The following is a 23924-nucleotide window of genomic DNA, read 5'->3' on the forward strand; positions in this document are numbered from 1 at the left end:
GACACACATGCGAATGTGCCCTCTGTCTTTTTGCGCAATTACTTCATTAACTGCTCAACTCTTGATTCGCCGACACTATAATACTTTGCATCCTTGTGGTGGACAATGATGGCTGCAGTGGATTGTTCGGGGATGAGTTGCCCTGATGTGGATAGGCTCATGCCAAGTTCTGATTCGACAGCAGGAAGCAGCTTGAAGACCTTGAAGTGGTCTTCCAATTCGGGGATGGCGGGATAGCCCCACGAATAACGCTTGCCTTGCTCTTCGGCGAGACCCAGTTCGCGGCGGATGTGTTCGTGCAGATAATTTGCTGTCGCTTCGGCCGTTTGAACGGCAAGCCCGTGGGTGAAGTAGGCTTCGGTGTAATCGTTGGCGGCTTGCATCTTTTCAAATTTTTCGGTGGCTTCGAGACCAACAGTGACGACTTGAAGCGCAACTACATCCATTTGACCGGACTCAACGGAAGCATAGTAATCAGAGAGTGCAAGATGGTCATCATGGGGCTGGCGAGGGAAGTTGAAGCGCGCTATTTCTTTTTTGTTTACGGCGTCCTCGTAGATCATGAGGTCGTTGCCATCAGCTTGGCAAGCAAAATAACCATACACGGCTTGGGGTTTGAGCCAGCCAGCTTTGAGAGCCGCTTTGGTCATTTTGGCTAGGCGGGTATCGAAATCTTTTTTCATCTTGTCCCATTCTGCACCGTGGGTGTTCTTTGCACCCCATGAGAGACGATACAACTCATTGATGTTGAGATGCTTCAAAACCATTTCGAGGGGCATGTCTTTGACAATGCGTTGACCTAATTTTGGAGGCAGGACAATCGGCGCAGGGACGATGTTCGAACGCGTGCCTTCGGTCTTGCGGTGATCGGGAGTCTGCGAAGCGCGGTTCATTTCCATATCCGCGTCCTTGCGGAGTTGTTCGAGCATGGCGGGTTTGCGGTTGGGATCGATCAACTGGTCCATCGTGTCAAGACCTTCAAAGGCGTCCTTACAATAGAAGACGCCTGGCTCGTAGGCGTTGCCATCCTCAGCAAAGAGGATGCGGCGTCCGAAGCGGCGATTGATGGCGGCGCCGCCGATCAGAATGGGAATCCTATGTCCGCGGCGCTGCATTTCGTTGACGATGAGCGGCATCTGTTTGGAGGTGGATACAAGCAGTGCGGACAAACCAATTGCAGTGGCATTGGCTTTCACAGATTCGGTGATAATCGTTTCAGCAGGGACTTGCTTGCCGAGGTCGATCACGGTGTAGCCGTTATTGGCGAGAATGGTCTTGACAAGGTTCTTGCCGATGTCGTGCACGTCACCGTAGACGGTGGCGATGACGACGGTTCCCTTGGTGACACCTTCCACTTTCTCGAGATAGTTTTCAAGATGGGAAACAGTCTTCTTCATGGTTTCGGCGGATTGCAGCACGAAGGGCAGGATCAATTCGCCCGCGCCAAACTTGTCGCCAACTTCTTTCATGGCGGGGAGCAGGACGTTGTTCAAAGTATGAACAGCAGTTTCATGTTTGGTTGGAAAATCGCCGCGATTAATAATCTCGTCAATATCCGCTTCGACGCCGTCCTTGACGCGGTGCAGGATTTTCCAATGCAGGCGTTGTTCAGGGGTCATGCCCTCGGTCGGGTCAACGAGGGTGGATTCGTTTGAAACAGTCACAGTTTCAAAATGTTCGATGAATCTCTGCAATGCATCTTCGCGGCGGTTGAAGATCAGGTCTTCGCACAGATTGCGCTCTTCGGTGTCGATCTCGGCGTAGGGTTTGACGTGCGCGGCATTGACGATTGCCATGTCCAAGCCAGCCTGCACACAGTAATACAACATGACGGAGTTCAATGGTGGGCGGGCTTGTGGAGCAAGACCAAAGGACAGGTTGCTCACGCCCAGCGAGGTCATCACACCGGGCAATTTCTGTTTAATGAGCCGAATGCCTTCGATGGTTTCCTTGGCGGAGTCTACGAATTCAACGTCGCCCGTGGCGAGGGTGAAAGTTAGGGTATCGAAGACTAAATCTTCGGGTTTGAGTCCGTGGTCATTGACGGCAATGTCGTAAATGCGTTTTGCCACTTCATATTTATTTTGTGCGGTCTTCGCCATGCCGTTCTCATCAATGGTGAGACAGATGACAGCGGCATTATATTTTTTCGCAAGACCAAAAATCTTATCGGCTTTTTCGCGACCTGATTCAAGATGCGTAGAGTTGATGAGACAACGACCAGGCGCAGTTTGCAACGCGATCTCAAGCACGTCCACTTCGGTGGTGTCGATCACAAGCGGAACGTCCACACCCATTTGCAGTTTCTTGATGACCTTGCGCATCTGCTCGCCTTCGTCCGCGCGTTCGGTGACGGCGACAGAAATATCGAGGGCGTGCGCGCCGCCCGCCACCTGTTCACGCGCAATGTCGAGGATGCCGTCGTAATCTTCTTCGAGCAGCAGGCGTTTGAACTTGCGCGATCCCTGCGCGTTGCAGCGCTCGCCCAGCAGGGTGGGAGGAGGATCCTGCCGCATGGCAATCGCTGACATGGCAGAGGCAAGCTGAGGCGCAGATTGAAGCGGTCGCTTGGGAGCAGGAATCTGATTCAGCTTGTCAACAAGCAATTTAAGATGAGCAGGCGTCGTGCCACAGCATCCACCCACAACCGAGATATTGTGCTTGGTCACAAACTCGTACATGTCATTGGCATACGGCTCAGGCTCAAGCGGATACACGGCTTGACCATCCACATTGAGCGGCAGACCTGCGTTGGGGATGCACGAAACAGGCAGCGTGGAATTTTCACCGAGGAAGCGGATCGGCTCGCGCATATGTTCGGGACCCGTGGAGCAGTTGAGACCGATGACATCGATGCCCATGCCTTCGAGGATGGTGAGGGAGGCGTTGATGTTGGTGCCGAGCAACATGCGTCCGGTCGTATCGAGCGTGACTTGAGCCTGAATCGGCAAATAGACATCGGTTTCGCTGAAGGCTTGATGAATGCCCGTGATGGCGGCTTTGACTTCGAGAATGTCCTGCGAGGTTTCGATAAGCAGAAGATCAACGCCGCCTTGAATGAGACCCACCGCCTGTTCGCGGAAAGCATCGATCAGTTCATCGTATTTGACGTTCGAGAGTTCGGGGTCGTTGGTGGACGGCAATTTACCAGACGGTCCAATGGAGCCAGCGACAAAACGCGGCTGCCCTGTCTTCTCACCATATTCATCGGCAAGCCTGCGTGCGAGGCTCGCAGCGGCGACGTTGATCTCGATGATACGGTCTTGCAGTTTGTATTCCGCCAGCGTGAGGCGGTTGGAACGGAAGGTGTCCGTTTCGAGCACGTCCACACCGACTTCGAGAAACGAGCGGTGGACTTTTTCCACGGCTTCAGGATACGAGATGACGAGATAGTCGTTGCATCCGTTGTATTGCTCGCCGCCAAAATGCTCGGCGGTTAGGTTTTGAAGTTGCAGGCTCGTGCCCATCGCGCCATCGAAAACGAGCACTTTCTTTTCGAGGGCATCGAGGTAACGGTGGTTGGTGTATTGTCTTTTCATTAAGTCTCCTAAATTCGATCCAAAGATTGTTCGTTTATTTATTTTGCGACTTTGTGAATGGACGAATTCCCATCACTCCACAAAACTTTTTGCGTAATCCCGCTGATCTTCCAATCTCCATTCAACTTAATCAACTGGAAATTATAAACGCAGTGAGTAATGAATTCTTCCGCCTCCGATTGACGCCAGACGACCATCGAAGCGCGGCAGGTCGCGCTGCCTGAATCGGGAAAGTGAGTTTCGTAATTGCTCGCCAGATGATGTAATTTCAGAGCGTCTAACGCCTCGCGGCGCAATCTGACATAGTCAGCCGCAGTGATCGTCTCGGGTGGCGTACCGCGCAGGTCGGAATAATCCGTGAACACAGATTCGGTCAGGCAGGCTTGCAAGCCGTCCCAATCTTTTACATCGAAACTGGTGGCAAAGCGTGCGATCACCTGCTGGATGTTCAAAATATCTTCGCGCATGTTTTAGATGCCCTTTGGCAAAAACGTCCGCCCCGCTTCGGTCATCTTGCCTTCTTCGATCATCCTGCGGGCGCGTTCGATATTCGTATCTGTCCAGTGTGATTTCTGTCTGCGGCGCGTGAAACGGGTGGCATAACGGTCGCCATCCATACCTTTTTCGAAGCCATCGATCCAGCCGAAACAGATGGCTTCCTCCACCGCATCCGCGTATGGGATGGATGGTTTCTTCGTCACCTTCTTGTATTGGATCAACCAGATCTCTTTGCTGGTCTTGTGATTTGCTTCCAGCCACTCGCGGAATTCCTCACGCGTGGTCACATAAATTGTTTCGCCAATTTCCATATTAGATTCTCCATGTCATTGCGACGACTGGTGGTTGAGTAGACACGAGCAAAGCGAATGTCGCATCGAAACCACTACATTTCAAGTTATTTTCTGCGTTCATGTTAAGTATTGGTTTCGATACGGACGAGAAGAGCACTCGTCCTACTCAACCAACGGTGTACATCATAAACAAAAAACCTCTCACGGAGAGAGGCGACACGCAAGAGCATATCATCTCTCATCTCCCGGATGTACGGACGATATTCATCGTCCGTACATCCGCCGAAATTGGCACCGTGATTAGTTTGGTGGTTTTGTAGTTGCATAGTTTCGTAGTGATTGACTACCAAACTATTTGACTACCCAACCATACAACTACATCGGTTGCCGAGGCTTCATCGGGTCGGTCCCTCAGCCTCTCTGGATGAGTACAGGTTTCCGCGTTTTATATCACGCGGACAGACGAATGTCAAATAAAAATAGTACTTGACTCACCCTGTTTTAACAATTAGACTCACGATTAAGTTTTCCCTTATTTCAAAATGAAAACCGTCACCCCGCTCCACTCCTTCGACAAGATCAAGCTGCTGGCGGACTCCCGCCGCATGGATATTTTGCGCCTGTTGATGGCATCTCCCGCCACGCTCACGCTTCTTGCGCGGACCTTGAAGCAGTCTCCCGCGTGGGTGCGGCATCACATCCTGGCATTGGAATCCGCGGACCTGATCGAGGTCAGCGAGATCCGCCGCACGGGCAAGGTAATGGAGAAGTATTATCGCGCCAAAGCGGATGCGCTCTTTTTACAGGAAGTCGTCCTGCCGAAGAGCAAAAAGCCGTCCGTGATTTTTTCGGGCAGTCACGACCTGGCATTGGAAGGCATCGCCGAACAACTGGCAAAACACTTGAACCTGCTCAGCCTGCCCGTCGGCTCGCTGGATGGGCTGGTCAATTTGCGGCAGGGATTGTGTCAATTTTCAGGCTCACACCTGCTGGATGAAAACGGCGAATACAACATTCCCTTCGTCAAACACCTCTTCCCCGACAGGGACGTGGAGATCATCACGCTCGCACACCGCACACAGGGATTGATCCTTGCGGCGGGAAATCCGAAAGGCATTAAAAGGATCGTGGACATCGCGCGCGCGAACGTCAGGTTCGTCAACCGCAATGCAGGCTCCGGTACGCGCATCTGGCTGGATGCCGAACTGCGGCGGCAAAAACTCCCAGTGGAGAAAATAACCGGGTACGAAAATCAGGTCAAAACACATAGCGAAGCGGCTCACGTCATCCAACAAGACAAGGCGGACGCGGCGCTCGGTCTGCTAGCCGCCGCGCGCCAGCACGGGCTGGATTTCATCCCGTTGTTCGAGGAACGCTACGACCTCGTCCTGCCGCGTAAAGAAGAGAAACAACTTAATCCCCTGCTCGATTTCATCCAAACGGCAGACTTCCGCGCCATGCTCAATTCGTTCGGCGGCTATAACCCATCTCACAGCGGGGAGCAGGTGACTGTCTGATCCGCGTTTTTTATTTTGCCCTTTCAATTAAGTATAAACTTAATAGAAAAAGTAAATCAAAAGGAGACCAATGAAACACCCAACCCATACCACCCTCTTGACTCTTTTGCTCGTTCTTGCATTGGCAGTGACGGCATGCGCCGCGCCTGCAACTGCTCCCGCCAACCCAACCCTGATCCTCGCCACGACCACGTCCACACAGGATTCGGGTCTGCTGGATGTACTTGTGCCGATGTTCCAGGAAGAGACCGGCTACAGTGTCCAGACCATTGCGGTTGGCACCGGAGCCGCGCTCAAGATGGGTGAGGAAGGCAATGCAGATGTCCTGCTTGCCCACGCTCCTGTCGCCGAGAAAGTGCTGGTCGACGCCGGAGTGGTCAAAGACCGTTTCCTCGTCATGCACAATGACTTCGTTATCGTTGGTCCTGCTTCCGACCCGGCAGGCATTAAGGGTATGAGCGTCCTGGATGCCTATAAAGCGATCGCTGAAACCCAATCGCCCTTTGTTACCCGCGGCGATGATTCCGGCACACACAAAGCCGAACTTGCCCTGTGGCAAAAAGCCGAACTCGACCCAACAGCCTTCTCTCCCGATGTCTACATCTCCAGCGGACAGGGTATGGGTCCCACCCTGACGATTGCATCCGAGCGCGAAGCCTACACCTTCACCGACCGCGGCACCTACCTGTCGCTCATGAGCGGACTCGACCTTGAAATCCTGGTCGAAGGCGACAGCGTCCTGCTGAATGTCTACCATGTTATGACCGTCGATCCTGCCATGTGGCCCAAGGTCAATTACGACGGCGCGCTGGCATTTGCGAATTTCATCGTGCGCGAGGATATCCAGAAGATCATCGGAGAATTCGGCGTGGACAAGTTCGGAATGCCGCTCTTCTTCCCGGATGCGGGCCGCGACCCGGCTGAACTCGGCTTGGACGATTAAAAGCGTGCCTGAAAACCAACCACCAAGGCTCAAAGCCACAAAAGCACAAAGTTTTTCCTCTTCGGGTCTTGGTGTCTTCGTGGCTTTGTGGTGAAGAATCCGACTTTTCGGACACTTTCCAACGCGCAACAAAAGAATGGGTTGACAGGTTTTGCAGTAAACTTGTCAACTCATTCTTCAACCACCCGCCCCATTTATGGACACTACATTCATCTCCGAAATACTCCAAATCACAACCCTCTCCCTGCAAATCTCCGGCACTGCCACCGGCATCAGCCTGTTGTTGGGCTTGCCGCTCGGCACCCTGCTGGCGCTGGGAAAATTCCCCGGGCGTTCCCTTTTGTTGAGCCTGATCAATACCGGCATGGGTCTGCCGCCGGTTGTCGTCGGTTTGTTTGTAGCGATGCTGCTTTGGCGCTCCGGTCTGCTCGGTGACCTGCGGCTCATCTACACACCCACCGCCATCGTTATTGCGCAGGTCATCATCGCCTTCCCCGTTGTGGCTGGGTTGACCGCCTCCGCCCTGCAAGCACTCGACCCGCGCCTGCAACTGCAACTGCGCGGACTGGGCGCATCCACCCCGCAAATGGTCTGGATGTTATGGCGCGAGGCGCGCATGCCCCTGCTCGCCGCGCTGATGGCTGGCTTTGGCGCGGTCATCTCGGAGGTTGGCGCGAGCATGATGGTCGGCGGCAACATCCGCTTCCAGACGCGCGTACTGACCACCGCCATCGTGCTCGAAACCGGCAAGGGTCAGTTCGACATGGCGATTGGGTTGAGCGTATTGCTCTTGACCATCACCTTCCTGATCAACTGGGCGCTGACGGTCATCCAGCAAAGAAACATAAGGAGGGGATGAAGGCAGAACGATGAATAATGAAATTATAAGCCTCAAGAATATTTCAGTCAGGCGCGGCGGGCGGGTGGTCCTGGAAGCGAATGAACTCAACGTCAAAAAAGGCGAGGTGCTGGCAGTGGTCGGACCGAACGGTTCAGGAAAAAGCACCCTGCTGTTGACGTTGGCGCGCCTGCTCAAGTCCGAGCGAGGCGAAATCTGGTTCAACGGCAAACCAGCGGCGGCCGAGTCCGCGCTCCGCTATCGGCGGCGAATCGGACTGGTCATGCAGGATCCGCTCCTGTTCGACATGTCCGTTCGTGAAAATGTCGCATCCGGCTTGAAATTTCGCGGAGGCGCCAAAAAAGAGCGCGAGCCGCGCATCGCGAAATGGCTGGAGACGTTGGGGATTTCACACCTGGCGGACCGGCGCGCCAGCGAACTTTCGGGCGGCGAAGGACAGCGCGTCAGCCTGGCGCGCGCGCTCGTGCTGGACCCCGAACTGCTCCTGCTCGACGAGCCGTTCTCCGCGCTCGATTCCCCCACCCGTGCGCGGCTGATCGACGACCTGGGGCGCATCCTGCCTGAAAACGGCGTGACCACGATCTTCATCACCCACGACCTGAACGAAGCGCGCAAACTGGGCAACCGCCTCGCAATTTTGCTGGACGGCAAACTCATGCAAACCGGCACGCCGCAGGACCTTGACAGCCAGCCGCTCGATCCCAACGTGGCGGCTTTCCTGGGAATTTAACGGCATACGCCGCGTTCTCACGCGGCGCAGCCTTAAGACCAACTCAGAGGGAGGAGAGAGTTTGGAAGAGCAACTTGCGATTGCTCAATTACACAGGGTCAAGGTCAGGGTTGGTTCCGCACAGAACGCAGGCCGCTTTTTCGATCATATTGCATTCGATCGCGTTGGAACAGCGGTGGGCGAGGATGCGCGGGGGCTGGTCAGGTAAATGTTCGGCGGGATACACAACTTCATTTTCCATTGCGATCTCGCGGCCGACATGTTCGCAGTACTTGATTTTTTCAACCTGCCAAATCTTTTCTGCCATCACAGCCTCCTAACTCCGATATGTCCAGTTTAAAAGAAAAACGCCCGTCGTGCCAGTGACAGGCGTCACAAAGTTGTATGACAAAACGCTTATTTTGGATATGATGAGTCCTTATTTTTTTGTAAGGATGTAAACACTGCCGGGCTTACCTTCGTGATTGTCACTAGTGAAATAGATTTCACCCGCTTCATCCTCGCCAAACGAAGTAATTCTCAGATTCGTTTCAAACAGGACCCGCGACTGCCACTGTCCATTGGAAAGAATCAACCCCCAGACAGTTCCAGAGCAATAATCACCGTAAAGATAGATTCCGTTCCATTCAGGCATTGCCGCGCCGCGATAGACATATCCGCCGGTGACCGAGCAGCCGAAGTCATGGCTGTATTCCGCAGCAGGCAACAGCAGGCCGGGCTGCGGCGAACCATCATAGCCGTAACTGCCTTCCATGATGCTCCAGCCGAAGTTTGCAGCGCCGGTCGAACCTGCGGGGAGAAAATCGATCTCCTCCCACTTTCCCTGCCCAACATCGCCGATCCACAAGTCACCGGTGGCGCGGTCGAACGAGATACGCCAGGGATTGCGCAGGCCGTATGCCCAAACCTCGTTGCCAAAGGGATTATCCGCCGGGATGGCGTACGGGTGGCCGCTGTCCACGTCGATCCGCAGCACCGCACCAAGCAGGGTATTCGGATTTTGCCCATGCTTCTGCGGGTCTCCCGCCAGTCCGCCGTCGCCAAGCCCAAGATAGAGGTAACCGTCCGGTCCGAAGGCAGCCGCGCCGCCATTATGGTTTGGGAACGGCTGGTTAATGACCATCAGGACAAGTTCACTGTTTGGGTCGGCAGTGCTTCCGTTTGCCTGAAAACGGGAGATGCGGGTATGCCCACCAGTGCCCGTGTAATTGACGTAGAAATAGCCGTTCTGTTCATAATCGGGATGAAATGCCAGGCCGAGCAAACCCATTTCGTTACTGCTGTCATTCACGCGCTCCGCTATGTTCAGGAAGGGCTGGTCGAGCAGTTGACCGTTTTCATAAACACGAATCACACCATATTTTTCGACGATGAACAGCCTGCCCGAGCCATCGTTGGCGGGTTGGACATCTACTGGGCGGGTTAATCCGCCGACAATGGGGCGCCATTCGTAGTCATTTGCATTGGGGAAGTCATTCACGCTGGAAACCTGCGTCGGCGCGGCAGAAGGCTCGGGTTGCGAGTCGGTTTGGGCGGCTGGAACCGCTGTCGGCGGGGAGAGAGGCGTGATGGTCGGAGAAATGGATTCTGCCAATGCCCCGCAGGCAAGCATTGGCAGAGTCAAAATAATCAGGAGTTTATTCATTCTTCTTTTACGTCTGTGGCTTCCGCGTCCACAACATCATCCTGTCCGCCGGAATTGACGTTGCCGGTCAGTTCCTTCATATGTTCCGCCACGACTTCCGGCGGGCAAAGTTCCGTGAAAATGTAGGAGCCAAGCCAGAGCAGCGCGGCATCGTCCACCACCCCGATGACCGGGATGGAGATCGCGTCAATCGGGGAGATCAGATAAATGAGCGCGCCAACGGGGATGAGCTTTGCGAAGAAACTGACGCGGCGGTCGCCCATGAGGCGGGCGATAAGTTTGAGCTGGTTGAGGATATTCCGTACCACACCGCCCTCCTGCGAGACGGTGATATCTGATGATTTCGTTTTTGCCATTTGGTTCTCCTTTTAATAATTGGTTCCATTATATTCGATTTGCGTTTGCACACATTTACGTACGAAATTCGAACCCATCCGATGCGGCAGGTAATATCTGCGGGATTCGCGGCATCACAAATAAATGATACACATCATTTTTTTGGAGGGCTTCTCATGGAGATGCTAATTGACTTTCCCGGCGGGCTGAAGGTGGATGCCCATTTTCGCGGTCATACTGTTGAAACAGACCAACCGCCGGCGGATTCCGCGCCGATGCCGTTCGAGCTGTTCCTGGCCTCGATCGGCACATGCGCAGGGATCTATGTGCTTGGCTTTTGCCGCCAGCGCAATTTGCCCACCGAGGGCATCCGTATCATCCAGCGCAATCACCCGAATCCGGCCAGCGGGTTGATGGACAGTATCGAGCTGGAGATCCAGGTTCCGTCCACGTTCCCGGAGCAATACCATGCCGCGTTGATCCGTTCGGCAGAGTTATGCAAGGTAAAGAAAACCCTGGAAAACCCGCCCACATTTGATGTAATAACAAAAGTGGTCGAGGCCGCGTAGGGATGAAAACGGGCAGTCATTTGAAGACGACTGCCTGTTTTTTTTCGGGGGTAAAATTAATCCATGCCCTACCTGATCGACGGACATAACCTGATACCAAAACTTGGACTGCGGCTGGAATCCATGGACGACGAAATGGAACTGGCCGCCCTCCTGCAGGAATTTGCACGGCTCAAACGGAAACAGGTCGAAGTTTATTTTGACGGCGCGCCAGCGCCTCATGCCGGGACCCGCAAACTGGGCACGGTCCGAGCGCATTTCATCCGCCGCGGGCAAACCGCAGATGCAGCCATCCGCGCTCGTCTGGTCACGATGGGAAAATCGGCAAGGAATTGGATCGTTGTATCGTCCGACCGCGAGGTACAAAGCGCCGCGCGTGCCAATCAGGCGCAATTCATTTCCTCCGAAGAGTTTGCAAAACTATTGAAAACTATCCTCGCCTCCGCGCCGCAAACCAGCCCGGAGGATAAAAACCTTTCAGCGCAGGAGGTGGATGAGTGGCTAAGACTTTTTCGTGGAAAAGGAAATTAATTCAGACCGCCTTACTCCGATTTCTAATTTATTTTTAATGTAATCAGGACAAATCGGGTGTATATTCTCTGTATTGACACCTGCCCTCCCTTTTACTGGTATTTTGGTGTCTACCGCCGCCATGCTTAGCATGTCCCCCCCATGCTGACTGGCGGCGGAACCTTTTAATAAATTACAGGGGATATAATTGAAAAATGAATTCCATCTTCACGTTTGTCCGCTCCCCCAACCACGAATATCCCGATCACCCCGAACGCCCCGCCAGGCTGGATCTGCTGGAGCCGATACTGGCATCCTTCAACGCGGAACGCATCGGGCCGATCCGCGCAACAACTGACGAAGTGGCGCGTGTGCATGAGCCGAAATTGATTCGGACGATTGAAGAGCTTTGCCAACAGGGAATGGGCATCATTGACCACGCCCCCACGTATGTGACCAAAACGTCCTTCGAAGATGCCCTGTTTGCGGCAGGCGGAGCGCTTGCCTGTACGCGGGCTGTGATGAACGGAGAAGCGCGGAATGCATTTGCCATTGTCCGCCCGCCGGGACATCACGCCGAGCCGCACCGCGCCATGGGATTTTGCATTTTCAATAACATCGCCATCGCCGCGCAGGACGCGCTGGCGCACGGCATGGAGCACGTGATGGTCATCGATTATGACGCGCATCACGGCAACGGCACGCAGGCAGCCTTCATGGATGACGAACGCGCGGGATTCATCTCCACCCATCAATGGGGCATCTACCCCGGCACAGGCTGGATCGAAGACGCGCCTCACGCAAAAGGACGGCTGTTCAATGTCCCCTTGCACGCCCATGCCGGTGACAAAACATTCGCACGGATCGCTGATGAGATATTCAAACCGGCGGTGGAAAGATTCCGCCCGCAGATGCTGTTCATCTCGGTTGGGTTCGATGCGCATTGGAACGATCCGCTCACGTCACTGGGGCTTTCCACGCAGGGATATTTCAACATCGCAAGGAAACTGGTTGAACTTGCTGAAGAATACTGTGACGGCAAGATCGTGTTCGTGCTCGAAGGCGGCTATGATCCGCACAACGTCGCTCACGGGGCGGCGGCTGTCTTCGGCGCATTGACCAACGCGCGGTTCAAGAATGAGGCGAACGACCCGTCGCCATATCCGGAACCGGACCACGAGTCACACATTCATGAAGTCTTGAAATGGAACGGCATCGTAAAATAGAATCGGGTGATGTAAAATACATTCGATCCACGCAAAAAGGAGTGAGAGATGGCTCGCAGAGTAACCAAGGGTTTTGTTCAATTGGAATGGGTTTGCCCGAATTGCGATGGGCGAAATCCCGGACCCGAAAAGACATGCCAGAGCTGCGGCGCGCCGCAGCCGGAGAATGTGCAATTCCAGCGCGCGGCGGAAGAGAAGATCATCACCGATGAAAAAGTGGCGGAGGCAGTGCGTTCGGGCGCAGACATTCACTGCGGGTTTTGCGGCACACGCAACCCTGCGACAGCAATTACCTGTTCGCAATGCGGCGGGAATTTGGAGGAAGGGATGGCGCGCCAAAAAGGACGGGTTTTGCAGGCAGCTCCCACTCCGCCGAAAGCCCTGACCTGCACGAACTGCGGGACCGAAAACCCCGGTACGGAGCGGAACTGCTCCAAGTGCGGCGCCCCATTGCCCAGGCTCGAGGCGCCGAAACCGATGCAGGCACAGGCTGGCGCCGCTCAACAAACTGTGCCAAAGAAGAAAACGAACTGGTTCCTGTTCGGAGGCATTGCGGCGTTCCTTGTTTTTTGCTGTGTGGCACTTGCCGTGCTCTTTTTGCTCCCCTCCAAATCACTGGAAGGGACAGTGACGAATGTGCAGTGGCAGACCTTCGTGCCGGTGCAGGAGATCCGCGCAGTGGATTATTCGAACGAGCGCGGAAGCCCGCCTTCGGATGCGTACAACGTCTCGTGCCGAAACGAGAGCAGGGAAGTATGCACGGAACGGGTGGAAGATACCGGCACTGGTTTCGGTGAAGTGGTGGAGGATTGTCATACGGAGACCGAACAGTATTGCAGCTACACCCGCGATGAGTGGAAAACCATCCAGACCTATGATCTGAGCGGGAACGACCTCTTCCCGAGCTATGCAAATCCATCCATTGCCAGTGACCAGCGGGTCGGCTCCACCTCTGAAAATTTGAGCGTGTATTTCAGCACCTCGGATGGACAGGAAACCTATTCTCCGAAATCGCTCAGTGAGTTTCAGCAATTTACGATCGGCAGTGTATGGACGCTGAAGCTGAATGCGCTGGGCGGGATCGTGAGCGTGGAAAGATAGTCGTACGTGAACAGCAGATCGTGAATCGTGAAACTCCCGAACGCGTTCGGGAGTTTTCGCTTTATACCGCTACGGTATTATATAATGACGATATGAATAAAACAGTGGCGGTCATCGGCGGCGGGCCTGCGGGGCTTATGGCGGCGGAAGTGTTGAGTCAGCAGGGTGCGCAGGTGGATGTGTACGACTCCATGCCGTCGCCGGGACGTAAATTCCTGATGGCGGGCAAAAGCGGGTTGAACATCACGCACTCGGAGCCGTTCGAACTGTTTATTTCACGATATGCCAGCCGAAAAGAAGAAGTGAAAAAATGGCTGGTGGATTTCACACCCGATGACTTGCGCGAATGGGCGCGCGGACTTGGGATTGAAACATTCGTCGGCACATCAGGGCGGGTGTTCCCGGTGGGGATGAAGGCAAGTCTGCTATTGCGGGCGTGGCTGAAACGATTGGATGGGGCCGGAGTCAATTTTCATTTGAAACATAGATGGAATGGAGTCATCGCCGCCGAGGACGGCGGTGGGAGCAGCATTGAATTTGAAACACCCAATGGAATCAAGTCTATAAAAGCGGAGGCTGTGATCCTGTCCCTTGGCGGCGGGAGTTGGCGCAGACTTGGCTCGGACGGGGCATGGGTCCATTGGCTGGAGCAGGCTGGGGTTAAGGTGGAGGCGTTGAAACCGTCCAATTGTGGATTCGATGTGGCGTGGAGTCCGGTCTTCAAGGAGAAGTTTGACGGGCATCCGATCAAGTCAGTGATTTTGTCGTTTGGGGAGTTTCGTCAACAGGGGGAGTTTATCGTCACGAAGGAAGGTGTGGAAGGAAGTTTGGTGTATGCAGCGTCGGCGCTGATGCGGGATGCGCTTATTTCAAATGGGCAGGCGGTGATGATGCTTAACCTGGCGCCGGATAAAACGGAGGCACAATTGGCCGAGCGGTTGTCGAAGCCGCGCGGGTCACGGACGATGGCGAGCCATTTGGAAAAGACGGCAGGGATGAAGGGCGTGAAGGCGGGACTCTTGCGCGAGTTCGTACCAAAAGAGGAGTTTACGGATATGGAGCGGCTTGCGTTCTACATCAAACATTTACCCGTGCCGTTGATCGCGACGCGCCCGCTGGATGAGGCGATCAGTTCGGCGGGCGGTGTGACGTTCGAGGCGTTGGATGAGAATTTAATGTTGAAGAAGTTGCCCGGCGTTTTTTGCGCAGGTGAAATGCTGGATTGGGAAGCGCCGACGGGCGGCTATTTGATCACGGCCTGTATGGCGAGCGGACGACGGGCGGGGATGGGGATGACGAGGTGGTTGGAAATCGGAAAAATCAACCGCTAAAAATACGATGCGCACGGTGGTTTTCATGGTTGTTCGCTTTTTCAACAAAGCGATTTATCCCAGCTTCCCCACCACATCCTCCACTTTACTCAATATCTCTCCCGATTGCACCAGCGTCTTCATCGCATTGTGGTCGGGATACAACGGACGGTCAATGTCGAGATGTTTCACGTATTTACGAATCACTTTGCGGGCTTTCTGCGTCCCTGCCCCCGGCGTGAACTCGCGGAAGTCCAATGCCTGTGCCGCAGCCATGAACTCGATTCCCAAAATGCCATACGCGTTATCGAGAATTTGTCCGTTCTTGAGGGCGGTGTTCATGCCCATCGAGACGAAATCCTCCTGATCCGCGGCGGCAGGGATGGACTGGATCGAAGCGGGCGCGGAGAGGATTCTCTGCTCCACGATCAAACTGTCCGCGGTGTATTGGCTGAGCATCAACCCGGAGTAGAATCCCGGCTCGTGGGCAAGGAAATCAGGCAATCCCTGAGAAAGAGCGGGGTTGGTCAAACGGTTCAACCTGCGCTCGGAGAGGACACACACCATCGTGACCGCCGCACCTGCCATGTCCATGGGCAGTGCCACAGGCGACCCCTGGAAATTCGCACCCGTCAATGTCAGCTTATCTTCGGGGATGAAGATCGGGTTATCGCCCACGCCGTTCAATTCAATTTCAACTTGTGAACGGGCATACGTAATCGCATCACGCGCCGCGCCGATCACCTGCGGCGTGGAGCGCATCGAGTACGCATCCTGAACCTTCGTTTTCATTTTGCCTGTCGTCAAATCCGAGCCTGCGATGACCTTCATCATATTCTGTGCAGAAATGACCGCGCCTTTGAACCCACGCAGTTCATGCAGTTTCGTGTTATACGGCTTCATGTTGCCGAGCAGCGCTTCGATGGACATCGCCGCGGCGATCTCCGCCTGCTTGAGGAAACGCTCCATGTCGTAGATGTGCAGCGCAGACATGGCGGTCAATAGATTCGAGCCATTGATCGCGGCGAGACCGTCGCGTGCCTGCAAGCCGGGGACTTCGATTCCCGCCCGCCGCATCGCTTCCTGACCTGTGAGTCGTTCGCCGTTATAAAAAGCCTCTCCCTCGCCCATGAGCAGCAGCGCGGCTTGCGCCATCGGAGCAAGGTCACCGCTCGCGCCAACCGATCCCTTCTGACAAACAACTGGTGTGACGCCTTTATTAAGCATCTCCACCATTGTCAGCGTGATCTCGGGTCGGCACCCGGAGTTCCCATGCGCATGGACGTTGATGCGCCCCGCCAGCGCGGCGCGGACATGTTCAATGGGCGCAGGGTCGCCGATCCCCGCCGCGTGATTATAGATGAGGTATTTCTGGAATTCCTTCACCTGCTCATCGTTGAGCATCGTCTCCGAAAATTCGCCGATGCCGGTATTCGTCCCATACATGACCTCCTTGTTGGCAAGCTTCTCCTCCAGCATGGCGCGGCAGACCTTGATGCGCTCGAGGGCCTCGGGGGCAAGTTCCACTTTTTCGTTATCCCGCGCAATCGCAACGAGTTTTTCAACTGTGAGTTCCGAGCCGTTCAGAATGATGGTCATGGGCACTTCTCCTCAAAGGGGGTATGGGGAAATTGTACTCCAAAGGATAAATGAAATAACAGACGCGGAGTGCGCCTCGGCGTCTGTCATCTACACAATTCAGGGTGCGTCGCATTAAACACTAGAACTCATCATCCTGTCAGCCAGTGGTGATCACATCATCATGCAGGATGGAATAGATCTCGACATCCTGGTATCTACCCTTGTTGTACCATGCCCCACGCGCTGTACCTTCGTGTCGAAAACCGCATTTCTCCGCCAGGCGGCGCGAAGCCGCATTCTCCGGGTGAATGACCAGCCTGAGCCGATTCATTCGCTTGGTCTCGAACAGATAGCGGACCATCATATCCACAACTTCTGTCATCACGCCTTTCCTGCGCTGTTCTGTATCATAGACTTGATAGGAGAGTTCATATTCGTCCAAATAATTTACTGTCTTGAAAAACTCGATGTGTCCCAATATCTCATCGGCAGGGTTGACGATGAGAAACATGCCGTCCTCCCTGCCCCAAAAGCCGTTCTCCTGAAATTGCTTCTGGAACGCGGGCTGTGACAGAATGCCGCGCGGGAAATAATCCCCCCGGTTCTGGATGTCGGTGTGGAAATCATAAAGCTTTTCGAGGTCAGTGTCATGCACAGGTCGAAGAGTGATCAATTTACCTTTAAGCATACCGCTCTCCTTTCTCGTTATTCCTGTTTTATGCCACGTGGTTAATAATTCGTCGTTCTGTCGATCAGACCGAGTTCGCGCGCACGGGCGTCGCAAACTTTAAACACCCAGATACTGACTGCACCAAAGAAGAGGCTCAGTCCCAGCAATATGCCGAGGAGTTCCATATTGCTGAAATTTGCCAGAGTCGGGAAGGCTTGCGCCACATTCCCTACCAGTGATCGCCGCAACAGTTCCAGCCAGTAGGTTGTCGGCATGAAATACCCAACGGGACGAATCCACTCGGGCAGGACATCCAGCGGGAAGACTGCGCCGCTGAAAATGTACAAGGCGCCAGCCGTCGCTTCGCCGATGAAGCCTTCGTGGCGGGCAACCGTCAACGTGATGCCAGCCAACAGCAGGCCCAGCAGCGCAAGCATCACCACGCCGAGGATGAGCGTGACGATGAACAACAGCCAGTCCACTTCCGCCAGTTTCAGCGGGACTTTCAAGAACAGGACCCCTGCGGCAATGGTAATGAAGACCGCTATCGAGCCTGTGACGAAGCGCGCCACGCCGCGTCCCAGCAAGTAAATGGGAATGGTGATGGGCGCAATGTACATGTATTTCAGCGTCTTGTAATGCTCGCGATCATCCACCACCGCCCAGGAGACGCCCGTCATCACCGCGCCGACATAGATGTAAAAGGCATTTCCCAGATAGATGTATGGGAACAATGCGCTGTCGAAATTGCCCTGCGTGATGATGCCGTACATCACGACCAGGATTGCCGCGCCCGAAAGCGGCTTGACGACGGAATACACGGCGAACAGGAAGGGATCAGTCCAGTTGGATTCGATCAGCCATCCCAGCCACGCCGCCATGCGGAACGAACGCCATGAAGTTGTTGTTTGCATAAAATCTCCGCTTATCAACCACCGGTGTTTTTCTATCTCCGGCTCTCCGTAATCCTGCCCTCACGCACAGCGATTCTTTCAATATGTGCCAGCAGGATCTTTGCGGTTACAACGAACACCACCGAAAGAATCGCAAGGATCAGGATCTCGGTCCGCACTGTCATGAAGCCGAACTGGGATCCCGAGGGGAAGATCAACTGACGCATCGCGTCCATACCGAGCGTGAGCGGAATGATCGAGGCGCCCGCCGCCACCCAGAACGGCAAAGACTTGATCGGAAAGTAAAAACCCGAAGCAAGGAAGATCGGTTCCTGCGCCAGGTTCGCCATGTGCCAGGCTTCACGCCCGAACAACAGGAATATTGAAGCCATCATCATGCCCATGCCGTATAACGCGATCATCGCGAGCATGAACACCAGAATCAATTGTGCATAACTGAGCACGGTATAGGTCACACCGAACAGGAAGATGCCAAGCAATGTCACTACAATGGCGCGCAATGCCGTCGCCAGCATTCCGCCCAATGCCATGCCAAGCAGGATCGCCATCATCGAATTCGGCGCCATGATGTAGAGCGCAAGGTTGCCCTGCTCCTTTTCCCAGTACAACTGGCTGGACATGCTCCATAAGATGTTCATCCAGAACGCGGTCATCGCGCCGCCCATCACTACGAAACCGATATATTCCTCAGGTGCGTTCAACGCGCGATAGACGAACACATACGCGATCACCGCCAGCATCGGCATGATCAGGTCGAACACCAGCCAGGAGACTTCGCGCTGCTGCCCGATCAACCGCGGATATGCGCGCGCGATGATGGTCTTGAAAAACAGCCGCCAGCCCGTATCCTTGCGCGAATACGGACGCATCAACGCTGCGTCGCTACGCTGGTTGTCCATGTTCTTCCTCCTCCGCCATGCTACGACCCACGAGATCAACAAAAACATCCTCGAGCGTGGGTTCGCGCTTGCTCAAGCTCATCACCTTCACATCCTTTTGCGTGAACAGATTGATGACTCGCGCCAGAGCGGATTCTTCGACCAGGCCGAGACTCAACTTAGCACCCGTCTCTGTCTCCTCAATCGCCGCCTTCGTGACTTCGGGCTGGTCCACCAGCATTTGCGGAGTCAACCCGTTCAGCGGACTCGTCTGGATCTCGAACAGCGCATCCTTTTGCAAACGCTGTTTCAGCGCGGACGGCGTATCGCAGGCCAGCACGCGACCTTTGTTGATGATGGCAACGCGGTCGCACAACTCGTCTGCTTCGACCATGTAATGCGTGGTCAACAAAAGTGTGCGGGTCTTATCCGCTTTCAGCCATTCGATGATGAACTTGCGGACATCACGCGACGCGCCCACATCCAGACCAAGCGTAGGTTCATCGAGGAACAGAACCTCGGGGTCGGTCAGGAAGCCACGCACAATGTTCATCTTCTGGCGCAAACCCGTCGAGAGGTCGGATGATTTCGTGTGGATCCTGTCCTTCATGCCGACCATTTCGAGCAGTGCTTCGATGCGTTCGTTGGCTTCTTTTGATGGTACGCCATAGAACTGCGAGAACATCCACAGATTTTCGCGCACGGTCAACAGGCCGTAGCCCGAAGATTCGCCACCTGAGACCATGTTGATCTTCGGGCGCACCAGGTCTGGTTCAGTGTGGACATCTGCCCCGGCAACGTGTGCCCAACCCGAGGTCGGGGAGAGAAGCGTGGTCAGGACTTTGATCAAGGTCGTTTTGCCGGCGCCGTTCGGACCTAAAAGTCCGAACAGTTCGCCGCGTTCGACAGTCAAGTTTACATCCTGCAAGGCGACGAGTTCCTTGCGGGTTTCCTTTTTGCTGCCGCGCAGTTTATAAATACGGCCGAGATTATGGGTTTCGATTGCAAGTAAAGCGGACATTCTTCTCCTTAATAAAGGCTAATGAAATGCGTTGATCAATCGTTTGCGGGGCGTAGGGTGGGCGTCAAGTACTTTTTGCAGGTGCGTGATAAAGTTGCGGGCGTAACAAATTTCTCTTCTCCTCCTTTGCAAGCGAGAGCCGGGGTCGGCGCCCCGGCTCTCACAATTTAAGGGGCAGGAGAAAGCAGAACAAGAGTTCTATTTTACTACAAATCTAATTTTCCGACCACTGGCTTCCCCCATGTTCTGCGAACCAATTGTAATCCGATTCTCTTCGTTGTATAATTAAGACAGAAACAAGGGAGTAACATCATCGGCGCCATCGCGCTCCTGCCGAACCAAGAAAGGAGCCAATCATGACACATCACAAAATCCATGCTCTCAAGACGTCCTGGTCCCATCACCAATCCCATGCTTCACACAGCCGGGTGAAACGGTTCGACCGCGCGGTCCCAGCCATCATCATCGGGCTGTGCGTTGACCTGGCCCTGGTCTATGTGTGGAGCTTCCAGCTCTATCAATCGATATTACTGCCATAGGCCATCCGTTGCAGAGCAGAAAAACTCCGAGACACAATGCCTCGGAGTTTTTCTTTCGAGTACAATCGGTCGTCATGGAAAACGAATACATCCCAAAAACCGCAATGAGCATCCACGCCCACCCAGACGACCAGGAATTCTCGGTCGGCGGCACGCTCGCCAAATGGGCCAGGGCCGGATGCGAGATCATCTCCGTCGTCATCACCAGCGGCGACTCGGGCTCGAATGACAGTACCAAAGGAGCGGAATACAAACCCGAACTGGCGCGCCTCCGCGAGACCGAACAACTGGCTGCCAACGAGGTGCTTGGCACCACACAGACGGTTTTTCTGCGCCACCCCGACGGCGAACTCGAACCAACGATGGAACTGCGCAGGGAACTCACCCTTCTCATCCGCAAGTACAAACCCGACGTGGTCCTTTCGGGAAATCCCGAAGCATGGTTTTATGGTAATGAATATATCAACCACCCCGACCATCGCGCCGCCGCCCGCGCCGCCTGTGAAGCGGTCTTTCCATCGGCCGGGTCACGGCTGATGTTCGCCGACCTGCTCGCAGAGGGGTTCGAGCCGCACGAGGTCAAGCACCTGTATGTGCACGGCATGGATAATCCCGATACCTGGGTGGATATCAGCGGGACGATTGAAGTCAAAATCGCGGCATTACAAAAACACGCCAGCCAGGTGCCGGTGGATGAAGTTGATAAATGGATGCGCGAGTGGGCGAAAGAGGAAGCCAAAGATAAGGAATTCGAATATGCCGAGGCATATAGGGTGATGGTCCTAAAGAGCGACGAAGTGGAAAAGTAATCTATGGGATTCATCAGTTACGGTTTTTTTACTTTTTTCCTGATCGTTTTTTCCCTGTATTGGCTTGTTCCAAAACGGCGCTGGCAGAACCTGCTTCTGCTTTCATCCAGCGCCGTTTTTTATGGCTGGCTTGTCCCCTGGCATGCGGCAGTTTTATTCGGCTCTATTGTGGCGGATTACTTTCTGGCGCTGGCCATGGGACGCTGGAGGTCCAAAGCCGGGATTTTCATGTGGCTGGGCGTGGCACTAAATCTTGGATTGCTTTCCTTTATAAAATATTATTTTACGTTCGACCATGTGCTTGCCGGCTGGGCAGATCGGGCCGGGCTTTCAGGGGATGTATTTCTCGCATCCATCATCCTGCCGCTGGGGGTTTCCTTTTACGCCTTGAAAAAGATCAGCTATCTGATCGAGGTCAGAAAAGGGGTCATGCAGCCCACGAGCGATTTCATCGCTTTCGCAGCCTATGTGTCCTTTTTTCCACAGGTGCTTTCCGGTCCAATTGACCGCCCGCAAAAACTACTCAAGCAATTGGAAGCGCCACGCGCATGGATGTCGTCTCATTTTTACAATGCCTGGCACTTGATCCTGATGGGGTTATTCAAAAAAATCGTGATCGCGAACACAGTAAAAGTTTTTGTTGATCATATCTTTCTGATGCAGGAACCGTCCAAAATATTCCTGATCGTGGGCGGGCTGGGTTTCACCCTGCAAATCCTCGCTGACTTCTCCTCGTATACTGACCTTTCCCGCGGAATTGCGTTCCTGTTCGGCCTGAAGACCATGGAAAATTTCAACAAACCTTATCTGGCCTACACACCCAGCGAATTTTGGAAGCGCTGGCATATTTCATTTTCAAGCTGGCTGCGTGATTATATTTTCTTTCCGTTGAGGCGCATGTTGCTGAGAGGCAGGAACGTTCCTGAAGGCATTTCACAGATCGTTCCTCCACTTGCAACGATGTTTATTAGCGGATTGTGGCATGGAACCGGACTGACCTTTGTTATTTGGGGTCTGTATTATGGCGTATTGATCGTGCTCTATCAATGGCTTGGAATCCAGGGGGATTGGAAACCGGTCCACCCCGTTAAACGTTTTATTGCCTGGCTCTTGATGTTTTCACTCATTGTCTTTGGCTGGATCATCTTCCGCGCTCAATCCATGTCCTGGCTGTGGAATGTATTTGTTTTTAGCCCGCTCTATCATAGTCCGCAGGAGTTGACCGCGGCGTTTGTCATACTAATGATGATCGTCTTTTATGCAGCGCTTCTATTCGCAAGGCATGTCATCGAACAATATGCGGCCGAATTCGCGAATCTTCACGCTTTTTACTATACGGCCGCAACACTGCTGACCCTGATATTCATGAATTCATCCTCGCCCGATTTTATCTATTTTCAATTCTAATGAACTCAAAACGCATCTTCACCCGCTATCTACTATTCCTGTGTGGAGCTTTGCTGGCAAGCGGCTTCTATCTGTCCGCTCGTTTTAACGCGGCTTATCCTGCAGCTCTTGGTCCCCGGTTTAAACCAGAAATTAAAAAGGAACATATCAAAGGAATAGAGGAAAACCAGCCGGAGCTTGTGCTGATTGGAGATTCTGTGCTGTATGAAGGCGTAGATCCGATTCTGCTCTCCGAACAGCTGGGGGAAAAATCCTATGCAATTACGGTTCCCGGCTCTGGTACTGCATCGTGGTATTTGGTCATGAAAAACATCATTTTACAAGCTGACCATCGCCCCAAATACATTGTCATCCTCTTTCGAAATACCATGTTGACCGTGCCGCAATACCGTACCACTGGAAGGTATTTCGAACTGCTAGGTGATTTTGCGTCTAAAAATGAACCGCTTGTAGCGGAACTCGCATTTATTAACCAGATGAGCCCATTGGAAAGAATTCTGGAACAATACATTCCTTTATACACCATGCGGTTAAGAATCCGTGACAAACTGTATAACCTGCTGCGATACACACCTGCAGTTGTATTAGCGGGATGCAATAGGGAATGTACAGATGAAGCCATGGGTTCGGTCTTTGGCAGCAATGTTGACCCGCTCGCTCTGAATCAGATGATGGAGGACGCATCCAGGGTGCTATATGCGCCCGAGGAAATGGATTTCGACAGGCAGGTTGACAGGTCATTCCTTCCGTATATGATCCAATTGGCGCAGAAAAACATTGTCACTCTAGTCTTTGTTCGAACGAAGATACTCGGGACGGAGCCTCTTGCGCTGGTGGATTACAGCCAGGCGCTTGATGCTTATCTATGGGAACAGGATCATGTATTTCTTGTCAATTTTTCCGACGATCCGCGCATTACAGAGGAATTCCATGTCGATGGACTTCACATGAATAACCATGGGAGGCGGGAATTCACAAGGATGCTTGCAGACGAGTTGCGCTCCATCATTAGGTAATGGTTGAAACCAA

Annotated in this window: 24 protein-coding genes and 1 riboswitch; of the genes, 13 read left to right on the forward strand and 11 right to left on the reverse strand. The window is 53.8% G+C overall.

The features are described 5' to 3' along the window. Positions 1 to 38: 38 nt before the first annotated feature. From metH to QY332_21095, 3 genes are read right to left on the reverse strand one after another with little or no spacing between them, the layout of a single operon-like run. Positions 39 to 3539 carry a methionine synthase gene (gene metH / locus QY332_21085; GenBank protein ID WKZ36107.1) on the reverse strand — a complete coding sequence of 1167 codons (3501 nt, stop codon included), beginning with the start codon at positions 3537 to 3539 and terminating at the stop codon, positions 39 to 41. A 38-nt stretch (positions 3540 to 3577) separates the two neighbouring features. Beyond that, entirely contained in the window at positions 3578 to 4006 is a 429-nt protein-coding gene (locus QY332_21090) for a nuclear transport factor 2 family protein (protein WKZ36108.1), read from the reverse strand. Positions 4007 to 4009: 3 nt separating this feature from the next. Continuing rightward, positions 4010 to 4348: a hypothetical protein gene (locus QY332_21095; protein WKZ36109.1), complete on the reverse strand. Its 339-nt coding sequence runs from the start codon at positions 4346 to 4348 to the stop codon at positions 4010 to 4012. A 217-nt stretch (positions 4349 to 4565) separates the two neighbouring features. Next, positions 4566 to 4761, reverse strand: a riboswitch (SAM riboswitch). A 111-nt stretch (positions 4762 to 4872) separates the two neighbouring features. Between QY332_21095 and QY332_21100 the strand changes: the two genes are divergently transcribed. The 4 genes from QY332_21100 (at position 4873) to QY332_21115 (ending at position 8379) form a co-directional block, all read left to right on the forward strand. Then, positions 4873 to 5847 carry a substrate-binding domain-containing protein gene (locus QY332_21100; GenBank protein ID WKZ36110.1) on the forward strand — a complete coding sequence of 325 codons (975 nt, stop codon included), beginning with the start codon at positions 4873 to 4875 and terminating at the stop codon, positions 5845 to 5847. A 70-nt stretch (positions 5848 to 5917) separates the two neighbouring features. Continuing rightward, a complete protein-coding gene (locus tag QY332_21105) occupies positions 5918 to 6790 on the forward strand; it encodes a substrate-binding domain-containing protein (protein WKZ36111.1) in 873 nt (290 codons plus the stop codon). Between the two features lie 196 nt (positions 6791 to 6986). Next, positions 6987 to 7649, forward strand: a complete 663-nt coding sequence (locus QY332_21110; protein WKZ36112.1) for an ABC transporter permease — start codon at positions 6987 to 6989, stop codon at positions 7647 to 7649. A gap of 10 nt (positions 7650 to 7659) precedes the next feature. Further along, a complete protein-coding gene (locus tag QY332_21115; GenBank protein ID WKZ36113.1) occupies positions 7660 to 8379 on the forward strand; it encodes an ABC transporter ATP-binding protein in 720 nt (239 codons plus the stop codon). Positions 8380 to 8467: 88 nt separating this feature from the next. Here the strand turns inward: QY332_21115 and QY332_21120 are convergent, their stop codons facing one another. The 3 genes from QY332_21120 to QY332_21130 form a co-directional block, all read right to left on the reverse strand. Next, positions 8468 to 8686: a hypothetical protein gene (locus tag QY332_21120; GenBank protein WKZ36114.1), complete on the reverse strand. Its 219-nt coding sequence runs from the start codon at positions 8684 to 8686 to the stop codon at positions 8468 to 8470. 111 nt (positions 8687 to 8797) lie between these two features. Next, positions 8798 to 10024, reverse strand: coding sequence for a PQQ-dependent sugar dehydrogenase (locus tag QY332_21125; GenBank protein ID WKZ36115.1), 1227 nt, complete (start codon positions 10022 to 10024; stop codon positions 8798 to 8800). Further along, positions 10021 to 10380 carry a YkvA family protein gene (locus QY332_21130; protein WKZ36116.1) on the reverse strand — a complete coding sequence of 120 codons (360 nt, stop codon included), beginning with the start codon at positions 10378 to 10380 and terminating at the stop codon, positions 10021 to 10023. Before QY332_21130 ends, QY332_21125 begins: the two co-directional genes overlap by 4 nt. A 156-nt stretch (positions 10381 to 10536) precedes the next feature. Here QY332_21130 and QY332_21135 point away from each other — a divergent pair, with 156 nt between their 5' ends. The 5 genes from QY332_21135 (at position 10537) to QY332_21155 (ending at position 15097) form a co-directional block, all read left to right on the forward strand. Next, on the forward strand, positions 10537 to 10929 hold the full coding sequence (locus QY332_21135) for an OsmC family protein (GenBank protein WKZ36117.1): 393 nt from the start codon (positions 10537 to 10539) through the stop codon (positions 10927 to 10929). 63 nt (positions 10930 to 10992) lie between these two features. Continuing rightward, positions 10993 to 11460, forward strand: a complete 468-nt coding sequence (locus QY332_21140) for an NYN domain-containing protein (GenBank protein WKZ36118.1) — start codon at positions 10993 to 10995, stop codon at positions 11458 to 11460. A gap of 194 nt (positions 11461 to 11654) precedes the next feature. Beyond that, positions 11655 to 12665: a histone deacetylase gene (locus QY332_21145; protein WKZ36119.1), complete on the forward strand. Its 1011-nt coding sequence runs from the start codon at positions 11655 to 11657 to the stop codon at positions 12663 to 12665. A gap of 48 nt (positions 12666 to 12713) precedes the next feature. Then, positions 12714 to 13766 carry a zinc ribbon domain-containing protein gene (locus QY332_21150; GenBank protein WKZ36120.1) on the forward strand — a complete coding sequence of 351 codons (1053 nt, stop codon included), beginning with the start codon at positions 12714 to 12716 and terminating at the stop codon, positions 13764 to 13766. Then, positions 13715 to 15097, forward strand: coding sequence for a TIGR03862 family flavoprotein (locus QY332_21155; protein ID WKZ36121.1), 1383 nt, complete (start codon positions 13715 to 13717; stop codon positions 15095 to 15097). Before QY332_21150 ends, QY332_21155 begins: the two co-directional genes overlap by 52 nt. Positions 15098 to 15151: 54 nt before the next feature. Here QY332_21155 and QY332_21160 read toward each other — a convergent pair whose 3' ends face one another. From QY332_21160 to QY332_21180, 5 genes are all read right to left on the reverse strand, one after another. Continuing rightward, complete coding sequence (locus tag QY332_21160) at positions 15152 to 16675, reverse strand: aromatic amino acid ammonia-lyase (protein WKZ36122.1); 1524 nt, start codon at positions 16673 to 16675, stop codon at positions 15152 to 15154. Between the two features lie 139 nt (positions 16676 to 16814). Then, positions 16815 to 17345 (reverse strand): GNAT family protein, encoded by a 531-nt coding sequence (locus QY332_21165; protein ID WKZ36123.1) that lies wholly within the window; start codon positions 17343 to 17345, stop codon positions 16815 to 16817. Positions 17346 to 17386: 41 nt separating this feature from the next. Further along, positions 17387 to 18241: an ABC transporter permease gene (locus QY332_21170; protein WKZ36124.1), complete on the reverse strand. Its 855-nt coding sequence runs from the start codon at positions 18239 to 18241 to the stop codon at positions 17387 to 17389. 32 nt (positions 18242 to 18273) lie between these two features. Further along, complete coding sequence (locus QY332_21175; GenBank protein WKZ36125.1) at positions 18274 to 19140, reverse strand: ABC transporter permease; 867 nt, start codon at positions 19138 to 19140, stop codon at positions 18274 to 18276. Continuing rightward, the gene (locus QY332_21180) at positions 19124 to 20140 is read right to left on the reverse strand and encodes an ABC transporter ATP-binding protein (protein ID WKZ36126.1); all 1017 of its coding nucleotides are present in this window, start codon (positions 20138 to 20140) and stop codon (positions 19124 to 19126) included. Before QY332_21180 ends, QY332_21175 begins: the two co-directional genes overlap by 17 nt. Positions 20141 to 20496: 356 nt before the next feature. On the opposite strand from QY332_21180, the gene QY332_21185 reads away from it, so the two are divergent. From QY332_21185 to QY332_21200, 4 genes are all read left to right on the forward strand, one after another. Next, complete coding sequence (locus QY332_21185) at positions 20497 to 20679, forward strand: hypothetical protein (protein ID WKZ36127.1); 183 nt, start codon at positions 20497 to 20499, stop codon at positions 20677 to 20679. A gap of 74 nt (positions 20680 to 20753) precedes the next feature. Continuing rightward, the gene (locus tag QY332_21190; GenBank protein WKZ36128.1) at positions 20754 to 21488 is read left to right on the forward strand and encodes a PIG-L deacetylase family protein; all 735 of its coding nucleotides are present in this window, start codon (positions 20754 to 20756) and stop codon (positions 21486 to 21488) included. Positions 21489 to 21491: 3 nt separating this feature from the next. Next, the gene (locus QY332_21195; GenBank protein ID WKZ36129.1) at positions 21492 to 22895 is read left to right on the forward strand and encodes an MBOAT family O-acyltransferase; all 1404 of its coding nucleotides are present in this window, start codon (positions 21492 to 21494) and stop codon (positions 22893 to 22895) included. Then, on the forward strand, positions 22895 to 23911 hold the full coding sequence (locus QY332_21200; GenBank protein WKZ36130.1) for a hypothetical protein: 1017 nt from the start codon (positions 22895 to 22897) through the stop codon (positions 23909 to 23911). Before QY332_21195 ends, QY332_21200 begins: the two co-directional genes overlap by 1 nt. Positions 23912 to 23924 lie beyond the last annotated feature (13 nt).

Source organism: Anaerolineales bacterium (genome assembly GCA_030583885.1).
In the GTDB taxonomy this organism is placed as follows: domain Bacteria; phylum Chloroflexota; class Anaerolineae; order Anaerolineales; family Villigracilaceae; genus Villigracilis.

Coding starts and splice junctions, on each gene's coding strand:
- metH (WKZ36107.1), bottom strand. CDS start 3,539: ATGAAAAGACAATACACCAACCACCGTTACCTCGATGCCCTCGAAAAG.
- QY332_21090 (WKZ36108.1), bottom strand. CDS start 4,006: ATGCGCGAAGATATTTTGAACATCCAGCAGGTGATCGCACGCTTTGCC.
- QY332_21095 (WKZ36109.1), bottom strand. CDS start 4,348: ATGGAAATTGGCGAAACAATTTATGTGACCACGCGTGAGGAATTCCGC.
- QY332_21100 (WKZ36110.1), top strand. CDS start 4,873: ATGAAAACCGTCACCCCGCTCCACTCCTTCGACAAGATCAAGCTGCTG.
- QY332_21105 (WKZ36111.1), top strand. CDS start 5,918: ATGAAACACCCAACCCATACCACCCTCTTGACTCTTTTGCTCGTTCTT.
- QY332_21110 (WKZ36112.1), top strand. CDS start 6,987: ATGGACACTACATTCATCTCCGAAATACTCCAAATCACAACCCTCTCC.
- QY332_21115 (WKZ36113.1), top strand. CDS start 7,660: ATGAATAATGAAATTATAAGCCTCAAGAATATTTCAGTCAGGCGCGGC.
- QY332_21120 (WKZ36114.1), bottom strand. CDS start 8,686: ATGGCAGAAAAGATTTGGCAGGTTGAAAAAATCAAGTACTGCGAACAT.
- QY332_21125 (WKZ36115.1), bottom strand. CDS start 10,024: ATGAATAAACTCCTGATTATTTTGACTCTGCCAATGCTTGCCTGCGGG.
- QY332_21130 (WKZ36116.1), bottom strand. CDS start 10,380: ATGGCAAAAACGAAATCATCAGATATCACCGTCTCGCAGGAGGGCGGT.
- QY332_21135 (WKZ36117.1), top strand. CDS start 10,537: ATGGAGATGCTAATTGACTTTCCCGGCGGGCTGAAGGTGGATGCCCAT.
- QY332_21140 (WKZ36118.1), top strand. CDS start 10,993: ATGCCCTACCTGATCGACGGACATAACCTGATACCAAAACTTGGACTG.
- QY332_21145 (WKZ36119.1), top strand. CDS start 11,655: ATGAATTCCATCTTCACGTTTGTCCGCTCCCCCAACCACGAATATCCC.
- QY332_21150 (WKZ36120.1), top strand. CDS start 12,714: ATGGCTCGCAGAGTAACCAAGGGTTTTGTTCAATTGGAATGGGTTTGC.
- QY332_21155 (WKZ36121.1), top strand. CDS start 13,715: ATGGACGCTGAAGCTGAATGCGCTGGGCGGGATCGTGAGCGTGGAAAG.
- QY332_21160 (WKZ36122.1), bottom strand. CDS start 16,675: ATGACCATCATTCTGAACGGCTCGGAACTCACAGTTGAAAAACTCGTT.
- QY332_21165 (WKZ36123.1), bottom strand. CDS start 17,345: ATGCTTAAAGGTAAATTGATCACTCTTCGACCTGTGCATGACACTGAC.
- QY332_21170 (WKZ36124.1), bottom strand. CDS start 18,241: ATGCAAACAACAACTTCATGGCGTTCGTTCCGCATGGCGGCGTGGCTG.
- QY332_21175 (WKZ36125.1), bottom strand. CDS start 19,140: ATGGACAACCAGCGTAGCGACGCAGCGTTGATGCGTCCGTATTCGCGC.
- QY332_21180 (WKZ36126.1), bottom strand. CDS start 20,140: ATGTCCGCTTTACTTGCAATCGAAACCCATAATCTCGGCCGTATTTAT.
- QY332_21185 (WKZ36127.1), top strand. CDS start 20,497: ATGACACATCACAAAATCCATGCTCTCAAGACGTCCTGGTCCCATCAC.
- QY332_21190 (WKZ36128.1), top strand. CDS start 20,754: ATGGAAAACGAATACATCCCAAAAACCGCAATGAGCATCCACGCCCAC.
- QY332_21195 (WKZ36129.1), top strand. CDS start 21,492: ATGGGATTCATCAGTTACGGTTTTTTTACTTTTTTCCTGATCGTTTTT.
- QY332_21200 (WKZ36130.1), top strand. CDS start 22,895: ATGAACTCAAAACGCATCTTCACCCGCTATCTACTATTCCTGTGTGGA.